Origin of the sequence: Laceyella sediminis (assembly GCF_003003125.1) — a bacterium.
Taxonomy (GTDB): domain Bacteria; phylum Bacillota; class Bacilli; order Thermoactinomycetales; family Thermoactinomycetaceae; genus Laceyella; species Laceyella tengchongensis.
Genome location: NZ_PVTZ01000013.1, coordinates 42,842 through 62,083 on the forward strand (window position 1 = coordinate 42,842; position 19,242 = coordinate 62,083).

Genomic DNA, 19,242 nt, shown 5'->3' on the forward strand with positions numbered 1-19,242 from the left:
GCCAGACCACTTTAAGCGGTGAATGTTACATCAGTTTGGCATTCGCCGGATCAATTTTGGTCAGTGAGAGGCACCAGGGTCATGCCGATTGTAAACGTGATCCAACCACCGTGTTGCTCGACGTTGTAGCTATAGCCATGGCGTTCCAAAATGGTTTTCACTACTGCTAGGCCGAGACCGGTTCCGGAGCGTCCTTTGTCCCTTGCTTCGTCTAAGACGAAAAACGGTTTCCAAATATGGTTCAAGTGTTTCGTTTCCTGCGCCAGCCCATTGGCAATATGCAGGAAAAGGTGTTGTTCTCCGGCAGACCAGTGAATCTTAATCTGTCCGTTATCCGTGTATTTTGTTGCGTTGCGAAGCAAGTTGTGAAAAACCATTTTCAATTTTTCCGGGTCGGCCCGAATTTGCCATTGGTCCGGCTGAGACGGCTCAGCATAACGGCAGGTGATTTTCTCTGTTTCGAAGATGACCCGATGCTGGGCCAGGCAGGATTCCCATAGCGCCACCGGGTGACAAAGGGTCAAGTGAAGCGGGTCTTGCTCCAACTTCGCATAGCTTAATAACTGATCGATTAAGCTGGACATCCGTTCGGCCTGGGAAACGATCGTGTCGAGATAGGTGCCGTCATCCAGATCATCTTTGATGCCCATGGAGTAGGCTTGGATCAAAGCCAAGGGGGTCTTCAATTCATGCGTCACATCTGCTGTCAGGCGCTTCAAGTCTTGGTTTTTCTGGGTCAACTCCTGATGCGCCTGTTGTAGCTTCTGGCTCATCTGATTGATGGAGTGGGCTAGCTCTTCGATTTCATCGTTGGTTTGGATGGCCACTTGTTGGAATTTCAGGTCCGCGATCTCCTGCGCTGCCCGTTTAAGCTGATCCAACGGCTTGCTGATGCGCCGAGAGAAGGCCCACACCCAAATCAACGCGATGACAAGCGCCAAGGTGAACAACAACCCGTTGAATTGATTTATCATCTGAATGATTTCATTCATGTGTGCCAAGGGAATGCCGATCAAGATGATGTCATTTCCTTTTGTTATATATCGCACATAAAAGCTGGATTTTTGTTTCTTTTGGTCATAAATTTTGTTGACGGAGTGTCTTGAATCAAGTTGACTGATCACTTCGGCCGTGATCCAAAACCGATTGAGGGAAACTCCCTGCCGTGCGAGCAAGTGGGACGCATATTCATTTAATGCGTCAAGTGACTGTGACCGGGGAACGGCGACGATGGCCACGTCACTTTGTTGGTTGAGCGATTCGATTTTACGGGGCAGATTTTCTGTGGACGTATCTGCTAGTTCTTGCGAGATTTGCAATAATCGTTGTTTGGTCTGATGCAGGTAATAGGGACGAAGGAAGAAATGGGAGACCAGCAACAAGCACACCAGCAAACTTAAGATGACCGCTGACACGCTAATGGCGATCTTTGCACCCAGCTTATTCATTGGTCGTTTCCCAACTATATCCCAAGCCGCGATGTGTTTTGATCCAGCCTGCTCCGATCTTTTCGCGGACACGGCGGATGTGCGTGTCTACGGTTCGCTCTTCCCCGATGTAATCAAGTCCCCACACCGTGTCCAGCAGTTGCTTGCGCCCGAAGATTTGTCCCGGATGGGTGGCCAAGCATTTTACCAGTTCAAATTCGGTTTTGGTCGCCATTACGTCAACCCCGTCGCGGTAAATTTTATTTGCCCCCAAATCGATCATGAGTGCTCCATAGCATAATCGCTGATCGGCGCCGAGAAGCCGTTTGGCCCTAGCCAACAAGATGCGCGGATCAAAGGGTTTGCGGAGGTAATCATCTGCCCCCGCTTCCAAAGCCAACAGTTCATCTTCCACTTCACTCTTGGCAGTTAACAGCAACACTTTGGTTTCCCTGATTTTTTTCATTTCCTGGCACACCTGAATCCCAGAGCCGTTGGGCATCATCCAATCTAAAATGGCCAGGTCGATCGGCTTGCTATAAAACAGGCGCATGGCGGTCTCGCCGTCTCCCGCTGTCATCACCTCATATCCTTCTTTTTCAAAATAAGCTTTTAAAATCAATTGCATCGGCTTTTCGTCATCTGCTATCAACACTCGCATGGTTTCATTCCTTTGCTGAAAAATATTTCATACATAGACCTGTTTGCAAATAGGGTACGTATCGTAGTCTACCGCAAATTAACACCTTGATCGGTGAATTTTCTTTTGACATCAAGAAAGTCATGTTAGGCAAAATAAAATATATTTTCTGAAAAATGTTATAATAGAGAAACCGTTGCGGTTGTGATCAACCGACTTCTCATCACGAACTAGACAAGGAGGAAGCGAGATGGAGCCGATCGTCAACCAATTTAAAGAAATTCCCACCACTTGCATCTCTGATGCGATGAAAGGGATGAACAGCCTTGATCCTGCCATCAAACCGCTACAAGAAGAGTATAAGATCGCTGGCCGGGCGTATACGGTTAATCTGCCGGCGAACGACAACTTGGCCGTCCTGAAGGCGATCAGAGAGGCAAAGCCTGGCGATATTGTGGTCATTGATGCCAAAGGCTACATGAATAATGCCATAGCCGGTGATTTTGTGGTGGGCATGGCCCAAACGATGGGGTTGGGCGGGCTGGTTGTGGATGGTGTCATTCGCGATTCGGTCGACATCAAGGCGTTGGGGTTCCCCGTCTTTTGTCGGGGGACGACTGTGGCCGCCAGCGGCAAAGCGGGGGCGGGACAAACGGGTGTGCCCATTTCCTGCGGAGGGGCTCCGATCCATCCGGGGGACATGATCGTGGGTGATGCGGATGGGGTGATCGTGATTCCGCGCGCGTCAGAACAGGAGGTATTGCAAAAAGCGTTGGACAAATTGGCAAAAGATGAAGAACGTGCCCGTTCTCTATTGGGAAATCCCGATGCGGTCATCCGCTACATCGACCGCATGCTAGATTCAAAATGAACTGAAAAGAACATCCAATCCCCTGGCGGTTGGGTGTTCTTTTCGTTTCATTGACAAGAAGAGTTTTGGACGAAGCGCGGTTTTTTTCGCTGTGAGAAAAGGGGGAAAAAGTTTCTCTGTCATCGAATTTCATTTTACTGTTCACAAATAATGAAAAAATCATCGGCGATATTTTTTATTGAAACATTAAAATTGAAATAGGGGCTGCGGGGTGATATTTGTAATGATTGAAACGAAATCATACCCATCGCGCGCAGACAGATATTTACAAAATCACTTGCATCCGCTTGTTATCTTTCTCCTTTTTGGAACGGCGCTTATCCGTGTTGCCGCTTTTATGAGTTTGCCGTTTTTAGCCTTTTACTTGACGTCGACATTCCATTTTAACTCCTTTCAAACAGGGGTTGTTATCGGTATGTCCGGCCTTGGAGGGGCGATCGGGGGGATCATTGGCGGAGGATTGTCCGATCTGTTCGGGCGTAGGCGTATATTAAACCTGACCATGATCGGTTGGACAAGCATTTTTTTCATGTATTTGTTTGCGTCGGAGTATGTGCATTTTATTGTGTTGAGTTTTTTGCATGGATTGTTCCGGTCATTTTTTGACCCGATTTCTCAAGCATGCATGTCAGATTTGACGTCAGAAGAAAAGCGGTTGCAGGTATTTAGTTACCGTTATGTGGCTCTGAATGTGGGGATGGTGACGGGTCCCATGCTAGGGGCGTATTTGTTTCACTGGCTTGGCATTCAAACCTTTGCCGTCGCGGGAGCCATTTTTGCCTTGTATAGCGTGATGCTCCGGTCTCGGCTTTCCCGCTACCGTCACCGGTTGAACAAGCCTCCAGCCGAACGGCGGGCGCATTTGGTCAACTGCCTGCGGGTTATTACCCGAGATCGGGCATTGGGTTATTATATCTTGGGAGGCACGCTGTTTTTTATGGTTTACTCCCAAATGGAATCCAATTTGCCCATCTACTTGTCCAATGAAATTCCGGACGGCAGCAAGATTTATCCCATTTTGCTCGTGATTAATGCGGGCCTGGTGATTTTAATGCAACGGCTGATCTCCAAATGGTCAGAAAAGAAACATCCGCTCAGTAGCATCGTGTTGGGTTCTTGTTTGTATACACTGGGCTTTTACTGTTTTTCAGTGAATGAAAATCCATTCATGTTTATAGCGGGTATGTCATTTCTCACCTTTGGCGAGATGTTTATCTTTCCCGTCACCAACCAACTGACGGATCAATTGGCAGATGAGAGATACCGCGGTGCTTATTATGGGGCGGCCAATTTCGCACAGCTGGGTTTGTGCGTGGGCCCGATTCTTGGCGGGTGGCTCTTGAAGCAGTTCGATGGCTTGACCATGTGGAATATTACCGCGGTCATTTCCATCCTGATCTTGTGGTTTTACGCCATGGGTTATCGGAAATATACTTTCAGGCGGCAGGTGGCGGTGGTGGACATCGTCTATCGGGTGTTATTGGATCTCAAATTAGTGTTTGTTGTCAAAGTGGTTCTCAAATTAATTCCATTCGCCGTTTTCTCTGGGATCATCTGGCATCTATTGCGAAAATCCCCCTAATCGATGAGCACTCCCCGTGCTGGCTTTTGCCGCGCGGGGTTTTTCTGTGTGGAGAGAAGTTATTTTCTTGACAAAAAGGTTAACTGACATTAATATTTAGGTTTGTGTTATATTCATGTCATATAATTAATTGTGCGGTTTAATATTTGGGGTGATGATCATTCAAAATATGGACTCCTACATCAACCGATTGTTCCGTGCAATCATGCTGGCGATGGAGCAGATGAAGCCTGGGTTGAAAAAGAGCTTGGAAGAGGAAGGAGTGACTTCGACCCAATTTTACATTTTGCTCTATCTGCTGAAGAACGGGGGAAGCAAAGTGTCCGACCTGGCCAAGTGGATGGAGGTGAAACCCAGTGCGGTGACGACGATTATCGACCGACTGGTGCACCATGGGTTTGTCTCACGGGAACATGACGAGGCGGATCGCAGAATTGTCCGCATCCGCTTGACCGAGGGTGGAAAGGAACGATTGGAAGGGATCAAGAGCAAGCGCTTAAACATTCTCAAAGAGCAGTTGACGCATCTGTCCGAGGCGGAGATTCGGATGCTTACGGACTTGTGTGAAAAAATCGCGGGCATTACGCCTGAATAGAAAGGAGTTCGCAAGAGGAAGAGCAAAACAAGATGTTTTTTCTCATCCGCGAACGATTAGAAATCATCGTTTGTCAAAATTATATATTTGAAATGAGGTACTCATATGGCAGAAATTTCTCAGCAGCAAGCCACGATTGAGTCGCCGCAATCGAACGAGGCCAACCGCGGTTGGTTGATTGCGGGACTGATTATCGCCATGCTGTTCGCAGCATTGGAAGGCACGATTGTGGGAACGGCGATGCCGCGGATCGTCGGAGATCTGGGCGGCTTGAGCTTGATGACCTGGCTGACCACCGCTTATATGCTGACATCGACCACGATTGTGCCCATCGCCGGTAAATTGGCGGATTTGATGGGGAGAAAGGCGATTTATATCACCGGTTTGGTGGTATTTATGATCGGCTCCGCTTTGTGCGGACTGGCGCAGGATATGACACAACTGATCATTTTCCGTGCGTTCCAAGGCCTTGGTGGTGGGATCATGATGCCCATGGCCATGATTATCATCGGGGATCTATTTGTCGGTAAAGAACGCGCTAAATGGCAGGGTGTTTTTGGCGCGCTGTATGGGATTTCTTCCGTGATCGGGCCGCAAGTGGGCGGTTGGATTGTGGATTATTGGGATTGGCATTGGGTGTTTTATATTAATTTGCCTGTCGGCATTGTGGCGACAATCTTGATCGCCAAGGGTTTGAAATCGCATAAGGCAACTGGCCCAGTCAAGATCGATGTGGGCGGTATCTTCACCATGGTGATCGGGGTAGTCAGCTTGTTGTTGGCTCTGACGCTGGGTGGAGTCGATTATGATTGGGATTCTTGGCAAATTCTAGGGATGTTCGCTGTGGCGTTTGTTTCCCTCAGTGCATTTGTGGTGATCGAATCAAAAGTGGAAGAACCGATCTTGCCGATGCACTTGTTTAAAAACAAGATTTTCACCTTGCTCAACGGAATCGGCTTTTTCATGAGCGTGGGCATGTTTGGGGCCATCATGTTTGTTCCGTTATTCATGCAAGGCGTGGTGGGTGTGAGCGCGACCGAATCAGGGACGATCATGACACCCATGATGATTACGATGATTGTGTCCAGCATCATTGGCGGCCGCATTGTTTATAAAATCGGCGTCAAGGCGCAGATCGTCGCGGGCATGATTATCATCGCCATCGGCTTTGGTTTCATGACGACCATGACCGAAACCACTACACAGCTGGTGGCCACTTTGTACATGATGGTGGTGGGATTGGGGATGGGTCTGGTCATGCCAACCATTACCCTGGCGTTGCAAGAGAGCTTTCCCAAAAACCAGTTGGGGGTAGTCACCTCGTCTAGCCAGTTTTTCCGTCAGATTGGCGGCACCTTTGGCATGACGGTGTTGGGGGCGATTATGAACCATCACTCTACTAAAACGCTGAGTGACCAGTTGTTGCCCCATTTGGAGAAGTTGCCGGCGGGGGCGAGCCAGTTGACGGCTCACTTCAAAAAGATGGTGGAGACGGACCCGCAAGGGTTGTACTCTGGCTTGTTAAACCCTGACATGTTGCGGCAAATGCCGGCGCAGGTGGCAGACATGATCGTCCCCATTCTGAAGGACGCCCTTGTCTCTTCTCTTCATCAAGTGTTTTTGTATGGATTGATCTTTGTTGTGGTAGGAGCTGTGTTCACACTGTTTTTAAAACGAATCCGCTTAAGTGAGCAACGGGAAGACAAACAAGCCGCTTAAGCCGCACAATAGATGAAAAAACTCCAGGCACTGTAGCGTGCCTGGAGTTTTTTGTTATTCTTTCTCTGTTAATTTCGCAGTCGGTTCCGCCGATTTGACCGGAATATGGTTGGTTTGGGTCAACCCTTGGATGATTTGATTCAAGTCGATGCCGGAGACGCTTTTTAGCATTTCCGGAGTTTGCGCCATCAAATTGGTGACATAATTGCTCACTTTGGCGGCACCTTGGCCGTTTTCGCCAGAAGCGTCAACCACGGTCAACTTATCGATGTTGCTCAGCGGTTGAGCGACTTGTTTAGCTAGTTCAGGCAGCATTTTGGCGATGAGATCAAGCACAGCGGCTTGCCCGTAACTTTCAAACGCTTCCGCCAGCTTTTGTTTGGCTTCTGCTTCTGCCAACCCTTTGGCACGGATGACTTCTGCTTGGGCAATCCCTTCCAATTTCTCTACTTCCGCTTTAGCCAATCCTTTGGCTTTGACTGCTTCCGCTTCGGCATTCCCTTTGGCCTTGATCGTAGAGGCTTCTGCTAGGGCGCGGGCTTCCTGTTCAAAGCGGAGAGCCTTGGCTTCCTGTTCTTTGGCGTAGCGGTCGGCGTCTGCTTTTTTGCGTACTTCGGCATCGTATTGTTTTTCACGGCGTGTAATTTCTTTTTCTTCCAATTCGATCATTTTTTGCTTTTTGACCAGTTCGATTTCCATCTGTTCGCGAACCACTTGTTGTTTAAAACGGTTCTCTTGCAAATGGTAAGCTTGGTCTGCTTCCGCCCGTTTCATATCCTGTTCGATTTTAAATTCGGAGATGCGCAGTTCTTTGTTCTTTTGCGCTTCAGCGATGTTGGTTTCAGAAATGAGAGAAGCTTTGGTTCCTTCTTCACGCGCTTTGGCGGTTTGGATTTCTGTGTCGCGGATGGCGTTGGCTTCGGCGATGTCGGCGTCGCGGCGCACCATGGCGATGCGGGGCCGGCCGAGTGCTTCGAGGTAGCCGTTTTTGTCGCGCACGTCTTTGATGGTGAACGACACGATCTGCAAGCCCATTTTCTTCAGGTCGCGTGCGGCGACGGTTTGCACTTCTTGGGCGAATTTCTCCCGGTTTTTGTACACTTCTTCTACTGTCATCGTGCCAAGAATGGCGCGCAGATGCCCTTCCAGCACTTCACGGGCTTCGTCGTTCAATACGTCATCACTTTTGCCCATGAACTGCTCAGCTGCTGTCGCCACATCTTCCAAAGCCCCGCCGATCTTGATGATGGCGACGCCGTCCACCATGATCGGCACGCCTTGTTCGGTGTAGACTTCAGGGGTGGAAACAGTCAACTTATGGGACAGTAGGCTCAATTTTTCGGCCCGTTGGAAGATGGGAACGATAAAAGCGCCACCGCCGCGAATGATTTTGATTTTCTTGTTAGCGTCATCGGTCAATACATTTTTGCTTCCCAACATGCTTCCGGTGACAATCATGGCTTCATCTGCGCCTACGGTTTTGTAACGGGCCCAAAAGGCTATCCCAAGAAAAACCAATGCAGCGAATACGACCAAAATAATTTCGAATGTTGCCAAATGCATCAATCTCCTTTCAATTTCGATAGCTAGCGTGAAGATACATATAAAACTTGGTCTTTCACGTCGATGACGATTACGGTGGAACCCATGGGAATTTCTGTTTGCTCGTAGCTTGCGGCAATTTGATTGGTTTGGCCAGCGGCGGTAAGAATCATGACTTCTCCAAAACCATGGCTGGGAATGGTGACGGTCACTTCTCCTTTTTTACCCCGCAAATCGGCCAAGCGAAACCCAGTGGAATTTTCCGTTAATTTACTTGGCCGCACAATCCCGATGTACAACAGAATGGAGGAAAGCACGGCGGAGATTAGCGCCCCGGCTAGACTGGCAATGCTGGAGAGCGAGGTGGCTTGGCTTAGAATTAATCCAGCTCCGCCGAACACGGTGATCGCCCCAACCAGGGTGACCGGATGAATAGCTGGGATGCCGATGTCGACATCCATGAGGCCGTCTCCAATCAAAAGCATGACAATGGCGAACAGGAATCCGCCGGCTAGACACCCCCAAAAAATGATGTGCAGATCCATGTGGCGCCTCCTTTGCAGCTTCTCTTTTTATTATACGAAAAGAAGAAATAACGTGGCTTGTCAATTTTAGAAATATTATTTTATAGAAAATAATCTTGGTAAAAGGTCTGGACAGCTGCTTTGTAGTGAGAGTGATTTCCCAACTCCCGCTTGACACGCGATCAATATTGTTAAAATAATGAATAAATGGAAAAGTCAAGGGGGTTGGGGAGTTTGCATATTAAATGGGGTTGTCTTGTTTGGGCTTGCTTAGCCGTGACGGGTTGTGCCAGCGATGTACCTGTTAGCGATGACAAGCCGTCTGTCACCGTCAACCTGTTGAATTCGCAAGGAGTCAAGATCGGCACCGCGGTGTTAACAGAAGAGAAGGCCGGAGAAGGGGTGAAAATCCAGCTCAAGGCGAGCAAGCTTTCTCCAGGGCCACATGGCTTCCACATTCATGAAACGGGTCAATGCACACCGCCCGATTTCAAATCGGCGGGCGGACATTTTAATCCTCATCACAAAGCGCATGGAAAGTTGAACCCCAACGGCGCCCATGCCGGCGATTTGGATAATATCGTCGCTGATGCAAAGGGCAATGTGCACAGCGAGCAAGTGGCCAAGGGAGTCACTCTGGCCAAAGGCCAGCCGCATTCGTTGTTTAAAAGCGGGGGGACGTCCTTGGTAATTCATGAAGGACCAGATGATTTGAAAACCGATCCTGCGGGAAATTCGGGAAAACGGGTTGCCTGTGGCGTTATTCAGCCATGATTGGGTTGATCGGGAAAATCTCTTTGCTCATCTCTGGTTCGTTTTGGGCACAATAGAGGGAAGCTGTGAAGCGCTCTTTCTTGACGCAGATGGTTTATTTATATAAAGTAACTAACATAAAGTAATTTTAAATCATCGTACGTTCGGAGGGGTTTTCATGCTTCCCGCCTTATTTTTGGCACATGGATCGCCGATGTTGGCTATCGAACAGACAGATTACACGCAGTTTCTTGAGCGGCTCGGCCAAACGTTTAAACCAAAAGCGATTGTCATTTTTTCAGCGCATTGGGAAAGTGAAGTGCAAAGCATTTCCTCCACTGATGGCGTGTATGAAACGATTCATGATTTTTATGGTTTTCCAGAAGAGCTATACGCCATTCGCTATCCGGCCAAAGGATCGGTACAGTTAGCCGAACGGTTGGCTGAGATGTTTGCTGATGGTGGGATCGAGGTTCGTAAAGACCGCTCACGGGGATTGGATCATGGTTCATGGACGCTGTTGCATCGTATGTACCCACAAGCCGATATACCGGTAATCCAGCTTTCTGTCCATCCTTTTTTGCCTCCTGAGACACAGTTCAATATAGGGGCATGTTTGCGCGGAATCGGAGACCAAGGGATCTTGGTGATCGGAAGCGGTGTGACCGTGCATAATTTGCGGGAGCTCAAGTGGGAACAGACCACCTCTGAACCTTGGGCCGTCTCCTTTGACGATTGGCTGGTGGAAAAGGTGCAAGCCAAGGATTGGGACAACTTGTTCCGATACGCAGAGTTGGCCCCTTATGCCGGCATGGCCGTCCCCAGACCGGAACACTTTGTCCCGCTTTTCATCGCCATGGGTAGCGGAAGTCCGCAGGCGGAAGCCAAAGTGCTACACCGTAGTTATGACTTGGGAACATTGAGCTATCTGTGCCTGCAATTTTAAGGAGCGATCACCTTATTACCAAGGAAGACTCTAGGACTGTCTGGCAAAACAAGTGGGCGCGTGCTTCATCAGGCGTGAAGTAAATGGAAATGCGTTTTTATCAACTATACCCCTAAACGAAAAGTCCTTTTTTCGAGAAGTTTCGGAAAAAGGACTTTTTTGTATGTATAGATGATCGTGATAGATTTCAGTCCATCGAACGGAAAGATTCTGGTTTGTATATTATTTGGATAGGTATTATTATCATTTATATCGGACATGCATCTTGGGGGAGGTTAACAACATGACAACGATTGGAAAATTGTTAGATGCGCGTGCCGCATTATCACCAGGACTGGAAGCCTTGGTGAGTCACGGTGAACGGATCACGTTCCAGGAATATAAAGAAAAGGTTAATCAATTGGCTAACTATCTATTGGATTTGCACGTGGAACCTGGTGACCGCGTTGCATTTATTTGCAAAAATACATACGCTTTTCCTATCATATATTTGGCTGCGGCCAAGATCGGTGCCATTGCCGTGCCGATCAACACACGGTTGAAACCGGCCGAGGTTCGATACATCGTTGAGGACTGCCAAGCGAAAATCCTGTTTTACGATGAAGAGTTCAGGGAGGCACTGACCTCGCTTCCTCCATGTGTCGAAAAAGTGATCCGCGCAGCGGTGGGAGAAGAGATGGACGAGCATTTCAAGAGCATCTTTGAAATCGCCTCCACTAAGGAGCCGGCCGCGACGGTCACTGAATGGGATACTGCCATGATCATTTATACCTCTGGTACCACCGGCCAGCCCAAAGGCGTGATGTGTACTCATGCCAATGTGTACGCGGCGGGAGTAGCCAATGTCAACACGCTTGATTTGCGTTTTGCTGATCGCTTTTTGTTTGTGACGCCACTGTTTCACGTCAGTGGGATGGTGTTTATCGTCAACGCTTTGATTCGCGGTATCACGTTGGTGATGGCGCCCAACTTCACCCCTTCCCAATTGTGGGAGCTGATTGACGAAGAGAAGATCAACAACATGATGTCGGTGCCGGCGATGTTGCCGTTTATGTTGGAAATGTTGAAAACGATCGACAAGGATTTGTTCAGCCTGCGGGGAATCGTCTGCGGCGGGTCCCGGGTGCCCGAACGGCTTATCAGGGAGTTTGACGATCTTGGCTTCTCTATCATCCAGGTGTACGGCGCGACGGAATACACGGGCGCGATTACGTACTTCTTGCCGGAGATGGACTTGAATCGATGCCATTCGGCCGGCAAGGGGCTGTATCTGACCCAAATCAAAATCCTTGATCCGCTGACAGGCCAAGAATGCCCGACGGGGGAAATCGGGGAGATTGTGGTGCGCGGCGACTCGGTGTTCGCAGGTTATTGGAACAATCAAGAGGAAACGGACAAGGTGCTGAAAAACGGCTGGTACTATACCAAAGATGTGGGGAAATTGGATGAAGACGGCTACTTGTATGTGATCGACCGCCTGCGGGACATGGTGATCTGCGGGGGAGAGAAAGTGTTCCCCGCCCAAGTGGAAGACGTAATCCATCAACTGGACGGCGTTGCGGAAGTGGCGGTGGTAGGGGTCAAAGACCCTGTATGGGGTGAGCTCCCCCGGGCATATGTGGTTAAAGCCGACGGTGCTTCGTTGACAGAGGATGACGTTATGACCCATGCGCGGCGCCATCTGGCCGATTATAAGTTGATCGATGTGGAATTTATCAATGAGTTGCCAAAAAACAGCATGGGCAAGGTGTTGAAGTATGTGTTGCGCGCCCATGCGAACAATGAGAGCCCCACTAAAGTATAAAGGAATGGTTAGGTGAAACGCGCCCGCTCGATGCAGGCGCGTTTTATACGTGTCAAAGGTTGGCGAGCAGCTGGCAGTCACGTTCTCAAAAATATGGGTATGGATTATACTGAAGTGGTAAGTTGCGGGCATGCCTATGGCAGAAAGGGATGGTGCAATGATGGAAGCGAAACGGGTAGTCGGAAAAGAGGAATTGGAGGCGGCATTTCGGATTAGGCGGACCGTGTTTGTTGAAGAGCAAGGCGTGCTGTTGGAAGACGAATTTGATGAGCATGAGGAACAAGCCGTGCACATCCTCGTGCATGCCGAGGGGCAACCGGTTGGAACGGGTAGGGTGCGAATGGTGGAAGGCGTTGCCAAGCTGGAACGTATCTGCATTTTGCCCGCGTACCGCAAACACGGATTGGGCAAAGTGATCATCCGCGCGTTGGAGGAAGTGGCGCGGGAACAAGGCGCCACCTCTGCCAAATTGCATGCGCAAACGCATGCGGAAGGCTTTTACAAAAAGTTGGGCTACACTACTGCGTCAGCCGTGTTCATGGAAGACGGTATTCCCCATGTGCTGATGGTTAAGACCCTGTCAGAAGCTTAGTCGCGGTGAAGATCTGCCACTCGTGGATAAGGTGGGAGGAGCGGGGGAACGCTGGTTGATGAGTGGATCAGGTGCATCCCCTCCCATCTGTTATGTTTGAGGTGTAGACATGAGTGTGAACGATTGCGATACGTCGGTTTTGAAAAAGCAGCTTGTCCAGAATTTGTTGGCTGTTGCCGATCAGATCAACCGCTTTTTGGAAGTGGTAGATGATGAGGACAAATGCTTGCTGGGCGAGTTTAGAAGCATAAGAAATCAAATCGTGATGAGTGAAGCGTTGGCTTCATCTTTTTACTTGCAATGCTATCTATCGCCTTTCACCAACCAATATGTAGGCTTGCTACAAAGTATCGCCCATCTGTCGGAGCGGAAGCACGGAGCGTTGATCGTGGTGCAACGCCAAGACCCGTTATCTTCATTGCTTGCCCATGGGACGATGATTCAGGCGAAGTTTTCCAGCTCGCTTTTGGAGTCGATTTTTTATCCGGGCAGCCCCTTGCATGATGGCGCGGTGTTGATTCAAGATGACAAGATCGTTTCCGCCGCTCACGTGCTACCTTTGTCAAACAAAGAGGTAGAGGATGACCAAAAATTGGGCACCCGGCATCGGGCCGCCTTGGGATTGAGCGAATTGAGCGATGCGATTGTGATTGTGGTGTCCGAAGAAACCGGGCGCGCTTCGTTTGCCTTGAACGGTCGGCTATATGTGATTGGAATGGCCACTTGAATGGCTTACCGCCTGTCTCATAGGTGTTGAGAGTCGCCAAAAAATCATAGGTAACCAGCCTCTCAGGCCCAAGCGGGCCTTTTCTTTTTGGCACCGATCGCCAAGCCTAGATGTCCTAGGGGATGAAAGGGCAGAGATCGCTATGGCACTAACTAACTTGCCTCTTTACAACGCTAGTTGATGGGAGTAATATACGATTAATTCCATAATATACTCATCGTCGCTGAATCCTAGTGAGCGGGGGAACCAATCTACAGGGGTGAATCCCAGGCAATGCTTGGGTAGGGTTACTCTCATGACCCGAATCCGTCAGCTAACCTCGTAAGCGCAAATGAGAGGAGGGAAACTTCGTGCATTCAAGCCACGAAAAAGAGTTTCTCTTTTTCGTGGTTTTTTCTTTTTGCCTGGGGCAGGTTAATGCTGAGTCGAGTTAGAGGATTTGTTTTCATGTGAATGGAGGAAATAACCGCATGATAAGTCAGTTTAAACGCATATTAATTGGAAAACCACTCAGGTCCAATGAGTTGCATAGTCAAAAATTAAGCAATGTGAAGGCATTGGCCATTCTTTCGTCTGATGCCTTGTCATCGGTCGCCTATGGTCCGGAGCAAATTTTGATCGTTTTGGCGGCGGTCGGCATGCTGGCTTACTGGTATTCCTTGCCGATCGCAGTCGGGGTGTTAGTTCTGTTGGGTGCCTTGATCTTGTCCTATCGGCAAATCATTTACGCTTATCCCCAGGGTGGGGGCGCCTATATGGTGGCTAAAGAGAATCTGGGGAAACACTATGGTTTGGTGGCCGGAGGCTCTTTGCTGATCGATTATATTTTGACTGTGTCCGTTAGCGTGTCAGCGGGCACTGATGCCATCACATCCGCTTTTCCGGCGCTACACCCCCATAATGTGGTGATTGCCGTTGGCTTGGTGGCGTTGCTCACGTTGTTGAATCTGAGGGGATTGACTGAATCGGCTTCGGTTCTAGCTTATCCTGTCTATTTGTTTGTGCTGTCTCTGATGATTATGATCGGCATGGGTTTGTATCAGGTGTTGACCGGTCAAGCTCCAGCCGATGCACGACCACCGTTGGGGACGCCGGTGATGGGTGTCAGCATGTTCCTCATCCTGAAAGCTTTCTCCTCTGGGTGTTCCGCGTTAACCGGAGTTGAAGCGATTTCCAATGCCATCCCCAATTTTAGGGATCCGGCTCCGCGAAATGCCGCTTTCACGTTGGCGCTCATGGGGGGGATTTTGGCAACGCTCTTTGCTGGCATCGTTTTTTTAGCTTATTGGTACGGGATTGCTCCTTCAAAAACAGAAACCGTTTTGTCGCAGTTGGGCACATCTATTTTCGGCCGTAATCTCCTTTATTATTTTCTACAAGGGACGACGGCGTTGATTTTGGTGCTGGCGGCTAATACCGGATTTTCTGCCTTTCCGTTGTTGGCGTACAGCTTGGCTAAAGACAAATATATGCCGCGGGCGTTTATGGTGCGGGGAGACCGACTGGGCTACTCCAATGGGATCATTACCTTGGGGTTGGCTTCGATCCTCCTGATCATCGTGTTTAACGGGCATACGGAAAGCCTGATCCCCCTTTATGCGGTCGGGGTGTTCATCCCATTTTCCTTGTCCCAAACCGGGATGATCGTCAAATGGGTGCGGGAAAAGCCACCGGGATGGATCGGCAAGCTGTTGGTGAATTTGTCGGGTGCGTTGATTTGTTATCTGATCTTAGCCATATTCTATATCACCAAGTTCGGCCAAGTGTGGATGACGCTGGTCTTTATTCCGGCCTGTGTGTATGTCTTCCACAAAATCTATCAGCACTATCAAGCGGTGGGAGAACAGCTACGGGTAAATCTGGCGCAAAAAATCACAGATCTGGACAACATGGACAACATGGTGATTGTGCCTGTCGCTGGTGTCACCACTGTGGTCAAACAAACACTCCATTATGCCAAATCCTTGTCCGACAATGTGGTGGCCGTGTATGTGGGGTCCAGTCCGGAAGCTATCGACCGCATGGAAAAGGAATGGAACGAATGGCAGACGGGAGTGAGGCTGGTGACCTTGCATTCTCTCTACCGAAGTGTATTGGGACCGCTGAGTGAATTCATCGACTTAATGAAAAAGAAGGCCGCGCAAACGAACACCAGAGTGACCGTGGTCATGCCGCAATTTATCACTAGAAAATGGTGGCACAGCTTTCTCCACAACCAGTCCGGTTTTCTCATTTTAGCCTATCTCCTCAAAATGAAAAGCGTCATTGTCACTATTGTTCCTTATCAACTGAAGCAATAAAAAAACCCCGCTCCCAGCTTTTTAGTTCTGGGAGCGGGTTTTTTACCGCGCTTAAAATCCTTTGTATTGGGGTTCTTCGTTTTCCAATTGTTGTACGCGAGGTGTGATTTGATCGATGATTTGTTGGGTCTGTTGCGCGGCTTGCGTGTAAAGCTGTTTGGCTTGTTTGTTTTCGGTGCTAAGTGCGAATTGCTCTAAGCTGGCTTGGGCGCTTTTAAGCGAGGCGACACAGGTTTTGACATCGGATGCAATCGTCATAGGAAAACCTCCTTTTCATTATTGTCATAGGCTTAATCTGCGCAATGAACATCTGATTATGATGCCAAAAAAATGCATATCCGTCCGGAAAGAGATCATACTAAGCAATAATGATTTCACCAATCAAGGGGAGGCGGGCTTCATGCCGGATTGGATTGCAGTGGCGCTAAGGACGTTGGTGGCGATCATCATTCTTTTCGTGCTAACCAAGTTGCTAGGAAAAAGGCAAGTGAACCAACTGTCACTCTTTGAATACATAACCGGCATCACCATTGGCAGCTTGGCGGCCTATATTCCTCTGGAAATGGGCGAAAAATGGCACTTGGGCATTGTTTCATTAGCCATTTGGGCAACGGTAGCGTTCGGAATTGAACTCCTTCAATTGAAAAGCAAAAAAGCGAGGGAATGGCTTGACGGCAAAGCCACCATCTTAATCAAAAACGGAAAAGTGCTGGAAGATAACCTGAAAAAAGAACGGATCACTATTGAAGAGATGATGGCACAACTGCGGAACAAAAACATTTTCAATGTGAGTGATGTTGAATTTGCCGTGATGGAAGCCAACGGAAATATCAACGTATTGCCGTATAAGGACAGGCGGCCAGTCACGGCTAAGATGTTGGGGCTTCAGGTCGGTCATGAGGACGAACCCCATGTGGTAATCGAGGACGGCGCGATCTTGGATGAAGAATTGGCCACCCGGGGTTTAAATCGCGGATGGTTGCAAACGGAGCTGGAGAAGCAAGGGGTGGCATTGGAAAATGTGTTCATCGGCCAAGTCGACTCAGACGGCCAGCTGTACACCGATCTGTATGATGATCAAATCCAGATCCAGCCGCCGCAAGAAAAAGCGAAGTTGCTGGCCACACTGAAAAAATGTGAGGCCGACCTGGAGATGTTTAGCCTGTCGACGGACGATGAGCAAGCCAAAAAGCTGTATGAGCAAAGCTCGCATCAATTGCAAAAAGTGATCAAGGAAATCAAACCACAGTTAATCAGTTAGGGAGAGAAACAATGGCAAACAATCAAAAGAAGAAACTGACACCTGTGCAACAAGAATATCAAAAGCTAGCTAAAAAACATGAACCTCCACGCCCTGTCTTCAAAAATTGCCTGCGCGCCTTTATCGCTGGGGGAGGTGTGTGCATCGTAGGGCAATTGTTGCAAGATATGTACATGAAATGGGTTGGCCTTCCCGAAGACCAAGCGTCCACCGCGACGGTGGCGTCGCTGATCTTGTTGTCCGTGATTTTCACCAGCTTGGGAGTATATGATAAATTCGGCCAATGGGCTGGAGCGGGCTCAGCGGTACCCGTGACGGGCTTTGCCAATTCCATGGCTTCGGCTGCGATTGAACATCGCAGTGAAGGGATGGTTTTGGGGGTTGGAGGAAAAATGTTCAAATTGGCGGGATCAGTCATCGTGTTTGGAACGGTTGCCGCCGTGATTATTGCGTTGTTGCATTTGTTATTCAATCCCAATATTGCAGGTGGGGGTTCATAACATGCGAAAAGGTCATCAGAGTTGGGTGTTTGAAAGAAAGCCGGTCATCCAGTCGACGGCCACAGTTGTTGGCCCCTTTGAAGGGCGGGGGCCATTGGGCAAAGATTTTGACGTGATCCATGGTGAGTCCACGCTAAACCAAGACAGTTGGGAAAAAGCGGAGAAAATGCTGATTGAGGAAGCGGCGCAACTGGCCATTGACAAATCAGGGCTCACAAAAGAGCAGATTCAGTTTTTCATCGCCGGAGATTTGATGAACCAGATTGTCAGCACCAGCTTTGCGGCGAGAACTTTGGGGATGCCTTACTTGGGGGTTTTTGGGGCATGTTCTACCTCGATGGAGAGCTTGGCACTGGGTTCGCTACTGGTGAATGCGGGGGCGGCCACCGACGTGCTGGTAGGGACATGTAGCCACAACTCAGCGGTGGAAAAGCAATTCCGTTACCCCACAGAATATGGTTCTCAAAAGCCGCCGACCGCGCAATACACAGTGACGGGCGCGGGGGCGGCAGTCATCTCCGAGCAGGGGGAAGGCCCGATCGTCACCTCGGCCACGATTGGCCGCGTGGTTGATATGGGGGTGACCGATCCGTTCAATATGGGTGCGGCCATGGCGCCGGCAGCCGTCGATACCATCCAAGCGCATTTTCGCGATTTGCAGATTACGCCAGACCATTATGACTTGATTGTGACCGGCGACTTAGCAAAGGTGGGGCATGGCATTGTCTGCGATTTGCTTGAGAAACACCGGATTCCGGTCGATCTGGCGAAATACTGGGATTGTGGCATGATGATATACGACTATGACAAGCAAATGGTGCAAGCGGGAGGGAGCGGGTGCGCTTGTTGCGCGGTGGTCACATACGGCCATTTGCTGAACCGCATGAAAAAGGGAGAATTTAACCGCATCTTGGTTGTGGCGACTGGGGCACTGCTGTCTCCGCTGTCTTATCAGCAAGGGGAGACCATTCCCTGCATTGCGCATGCTGTTTCAATAGAAAGGGGGAACATAAGCGGATGATGCAATATCTGTGGGCTTTTCTAGTTGGTGGAGCCATCTGTGTAGTGGGGCAGCTTTTGTTTGACGTGGCTAAGTTGACGCCAGCCCATACCATGGCGACATTGGTGGTTGCGGGCGCGATTGTCGACGGTCTCGGCTTGTATGAACCGTTGATCAAATTTGCTGGTGCAGGGGCAACCGTGCCGATCACCAGTTTTGGCAATTCATTGGTGCACGGGGCCATTCAGCAGATGAAGTTGGATGGATGGACAGGCGCAATCACTGGTATTTTCAAGATCACCAGCGCGGGGATCACGGCGGCGATTTTTTTTGCATTTTTTGCCGCGTTGTTTGTGAAACCAAAAGGGTAAAGGCTTCGTTATCAAGAGTAAAGGGACGGCCCGCTCCGGCACTCCGGCGCGGGCCGTCCCTTTGGGATGGTTGCGCTTAACTCTACAG

The 19,242-nt window shown here is 49.4% G+C and carries 19 protein-coding genes and 1 riboswitch; of the genes, 14 read left to right on the top strand and 5 right to left on the bottom strand.

Annotation, left to right across the window (positions count from 1 at the left end; all coding sequences use genetic code 11):
• Window positions 1-50 precede the first annotated feature (50 nt).
• The gene (locus CLV36_RS13880) at window positions 51-1,448 is read right to left on the bottom strand and encodes a sensor histidine kinase (RefSeq protein ID WP_106343070.1); all 1,398 of its coding nucleotides are present in this window, start codon (window positions 1,446-1,448) and stop codon (window positions 51-53) included.
• Window positions 1,441-2,088 carry a response regulator transcription factor gene (locus tag CLV36_RS13885; protein ID WP_106343071.1) on the bottom strand — a complete coding sequence of 216 codons (648 nt, stop codon included), beginning with the start codon at window positions 2,086-2,088 and terminating at the stop codon, window positions 1,441-1,443. Before CLV36_RS13885 ends, CLV36_RS13880 begins: the two co-directional genes overlap by 8 nt.
• Before the next feature lie 229 nt (window positions 2,089-2,317).
• Here CLV36_RS13885 and CLV36_RS13890 point away from each other — a divergent pair, with 229 nt between their 5' ends.
• The 4 genes from CLV36_RS13890 (at window position 2,318) to CLV36_RS13905 (ending at window position 6,834) form a co-directional block, all read left to right on the top strand.
• The gene (locus tag CLV36_RS13890) at window positions 2,318-2,938 is read left to right on the top strand and encodes an RraA family protein (protein ID WP_106343072.1); all 621 of its coding nucleotides are present in this window, start codon (window positions 2,318-2,320) and stop codon (window positions 2,936-2,938) included.
• A 223-nt stretch (window positions 2,939-3,161) separates the two neighbouring features.
• Window positions 3,162-4,520 (top strand): MDR family MFS transporter, encoded by a 1,359-nt coding sequence (locus CLV36_RS13895; protein WP_106343073.1) that lies wholly within the window; start codon window positions 3,162-3,164, stop codon window positions 4,518-4,520.
• A gap of 154 nt (window positions 4,521-4,674) precedes the next feature.
• Window positions 4,675-5,115 carry a MarR family winged helix-turn-helix transcriptional regulator gene (locus tag CLV36_RS13900; protein ID WP_106343074.1) on the top strand — a complete coding sequence of 147 codons (441 nt, stop codon included), beginning with the start codon at window positions 4,675-4,677 and terminating at the stop codon, window positions 5,113-5,115.
• A 105-nt stretch (window positions 5,116-5,220) separates the two neighbouring features.
• A complete protein-coding gene (locus CLV36_RS13905; RefSeq protein WP_106343075.1) occupies window positions 5,221-6,834 on the top strand; it encodes an MDR family MFS transporter in 1,614 nt (537 codons plus the stop codon).
• 54 nt (window positions 6,835-6,888) lie between these two features.
• Here CLV36_RS13905 and CLV36_RS13910 read toward each other — a convergent pair whose 3' ends face one another.
• A complete protein-coding gene (locus tag CLV36_RS13910; RefSeq protein ID WP_102991700.1) occupies window positions 6,889-8,397 on the bottom strand; it encodes a flotillin lipid rafts scaffold protein FloT in 1,509 nt (502 codons plus the stop codon).
• Window positions 8,398-8,420: 23 nt separating this feature from the next.
• Window positions 8,421-8,921, bottom strand: a complete 501-nt coding sequence (locus CLV36_RS13915; protein WP_106343076.1) for an NfeD family membrane protein — start codon at window positions 8,919-8,921, stop codon at window positions 8,421-8,423.
• Between the two features lie 213 nt (window positions 8,922-9,134).
• Between CLV36_RS13915 and CLV36_RS13920 the strand changes: the two genes are divergently transcribed.
• The 6 genes from CLV36_RS13920 to CLV36_RS13945 all read left to right on the top strand — a co-directional run bounded on the left by CLV36_RS13920 (window position 9,135) and on the right by CLV36_RS13945 (window position 16,022).
• On the top strand, window positions 9,135-9,674 hold the full coding sequence (locus CLV36_RS13920; protein WP_022737220.1) for a superoxide dismutase family protein: 540 nt from the start codon (window positions 9,135-9,137) through the stop codon (window positions 9,672-9,674).
• A gap of 157 nt (window positions 9,675-9,831) precedes the next feature.
• The gene (locus CLV36_RS13925) at window positions 9,832-10,599 is read left to right on the top strand and encodes a dioxygenase family protein (RefSeq protein ID WP_022737221.1); all 768 of its coding nucleotides are present in this window, start codon (window positions 9,832-9,834) and stop codon (window positions 10,597-10,599) included.
• A 283-nt stretch (window positions 10,600-10,882) separates the two neighbouring features.
• Window positions 10,883-12,403 (top strand): class I adenylate-forming enzyme family protein, encoded by a 1,521-nt coding sequence (locus tag CLV36_RS13930; protein WP_106343077.1) that lies wholly within the window; start codon window positions 10,883-10,885, stop codon window positions 12,401-12,403.
• A gap of 160 nt (window positions 12,404-12,563) precedes the next feature.
• Window positions 12,564-12,995, top strand: a complete 432-nt coding sequence (locus tag CLV36_RS13935) for a GNAT family N-acetyltransferase (protein ID WP_106343105.1) — start codon at window positions 12,564-12,566, stop codon at window positions 12,993-12,995.
• A 109-nt stretch (window positions 12,996-13,104) separates the two neighbouring features.
• A complete protein-coding gene (gene cdaS, locus CLV36_RS13940) occupies window positions 13,105-13,722 on the top strand; it encodes a sporulation-specific diadenylate cyclase CdaS (protein WP_102991706.1) in 618 nt (205 codons plus the stop codon).
• A 211-nt stretch (window positions 13,723-13,933) separates the two neighbouring features.
• Window positions 13,934-14,065, top strand: a riboswitch (cyclic di-AMP (ydaO/yuaA leader).
• 127 nt (window positions 14,066-14,192) lie between these two features.
• Window positions 14,193-16,022 (top strand): APC family permease, encoded by a 1,830-nt coding sequence (locus tag CLV36_RS13945; protein WP_106343078.1) that lies wholly within the window; start codon window positions 14,193-14,195, stop codon window positions 16,020-16,022.
• 51 nt (window positions 16,023-16,073) lie between these two features.
• Here the strand turns inward: CLV36_RS13945 and CLV36_RS13950 are convergent, their stop codons facing one another.
• Entirely contained in the window at window positions 16,074-16,280 is a 207-nt protein-coding gene (locus CLV36_RS13950) for a DUF1657 domain-containing protein (RefSeq protein ID WP_022737225.1), read from the bottom strand.
• A gap of 142 nt (window positions 16,281-16,422) precedes the next feature.
• Between CLV36_RS13950 and CLV36_RS13955 the strand changes: the two genes are divergently transcribed.
• From CLV36_RS13955 to spoVAE, 4 genes are read left to right on the top strand one after another with little or no spacing between them, the layout of a single operon-like run.
• A complete protein-coding gene (locus tag CLV36_RS13955) occupies window positions 16,423-17,283 on the top strand; it encodes a DUF421 domain-containing protein (protein ID WP_102991708.1) in 861 nt (286 codons plus the stop codon).
• Window positions 17,284-17,294: 11 nt separating this feature from the next.
• Entirely contained in the window at window positions 17,295-17,783 is a 489-nt protein-coding gene (gene spoVAC, locus CLV36_RS13960; protein ID WP_106343079.1) for a stage V sporulation protein AC, read from the top strand.
• Between the two features lies 1 nt (window position 17,784).
• On the top strand, window positions 17,785-18,804 hold the full coding sequence (gene spoVAD / locus CLV36_RS13965; protein WP_106343080.1) for a stage V sporulation protein AD: 1,020 nt from the start codon (window positions 17,785-17,787) through the stop codon (window positions 18,802-18,804).
• Entirely contained in the window at window positions 18,804-19,154 is a 351-nt protein-coding gene (gene spoVAE / locus CLV36_RS13970; RefSeq protein WP_029071947.1) for a stage V sporulation protein AE, read from the top strand. The genes spoVAD and spoVAE overlap by 1 nt, the downstream gene beginning before the upstream one ends.
• Window positions 19,155-19,242: the final 88 nt, after the last annotated feature.

Coding starts and splice junctions, on each gene's coding strand:
- CLV36_RS13955 (WP_102991708.1), top strand. CDS start 16,423: ATGCCGGATTGGATTGCAGTGGCGCTAAGGACGTTGGTGGCGATCATC.
- spoVAD (WP_106343080.1), top strand. CDS start 17,785: ATGCGAAAAGGTCATCAGAGTTGGGTGTTTGAAAGAAAGCCGGTCATC.
- CLV36_RS13895 (WP_106343073.1), top strand. CDS start 3,162: ATGATTGAAACGAAATCATACCCATCGCGCGCAGACAGATATTTACAA.
- CLV36_RS13935 (WP_106343105.1), top strand. CDS start 12,564: ATGGAAGCGAAACGGGTAGTCGGAAAAGAGGAATTGGAGGCGGCATTT.
- CLV36_RS13885 (WP_106343071.1), bottom strand. CDS start 2,088: ATGCGAGTGTTGATAGCAGATGACGAAAAGCCGATGCAATTGATTTTA.
- cdaS (WP_102991706.1), top strand. CDS start 13,105: ATGAGTGTGAACGATTGCGATACGTCGGTTTTGAAAAAGCAGCTTGTC.
- CLV36_RS13925 (WP_022737221.1), top strand. CDS start 9,832: ATGCTTCCCGCCTTATTTTTGGCACATGGATCGCCGATGTTGGCTATC.
- CLV36_RS13890 (WP_106343072.1), top strand. CDS start 2,318: ATGGAGCCGATCGTCAACCAATTTAAAGAAATTCCCACCACTTGCATC.
- spoVAC (WP_106343079.1), top strand. CDS start 17,295: ATGGCAAACAATCAAAAGAAGAAACTGACACCTGTGCAACAAGAATAT.
- CLV36_RS13910 (WP_102991700.1), bottom strand. CDS start 8,397: ATGCATTTGGCAACATTCGAAATTATTTTGGTCGTATTCGCTGCATTG.
- CLV36_RS13945 (WP_106343078.1), top strand. CDS start 14,193: ATGATAAGTCAGTTTAAACGCATATTAATTGGAAAACCACTCAGGTCC.
- CLV36_RS13900 (WP_106343074.1), top strand. CDS start 4,675: ATGATCATTCAAAATATGGACTCCTACATCAACCGATTGTTCCGTGCA.
- CLV36_RS13905 (WP_106343075.1), top strand. CDS start 5,221: ATGGCAGAAATTTCTCAGCAGCAAGCCACGATTGAGTCGCCGCAATCG.
- spoVAE (WP_029071947.1), top strand. CDS start 18,804: ATGCAATATCTGTGGGCTTTTCTAGTTGGTGGAGCCATCTGTGTAGTG.
- CLV36_RS13915 (WP_106343076.1), bottom strand. CDS start 8,921: ATGGATCTGCACATCATTTTTTGGGGGTGTCTAGCCGGCGGATTCCTG.
- CLV36_RS13950 (WP_022737225.1), bottom strand. CDS start 16,280: ATGACGATTGCATCCGATGTCAAAACCTGTGTCGCCTCGCTTAAAAGC.
- CLV36_RS13930 (WP_106343077.1), top strand. CDS start 10,883: ATGACAACGATTGGAAAATTGTTAGATGCGCGTGCCGCATTATCACCA.
- CLV36_RS13880 (WP_106343070.1), bottom strand. CDS start 1,448: ATGAATAAGCTGGGTGCAAAGATCGCCATTAGCGTGTCAGCGGTCATC.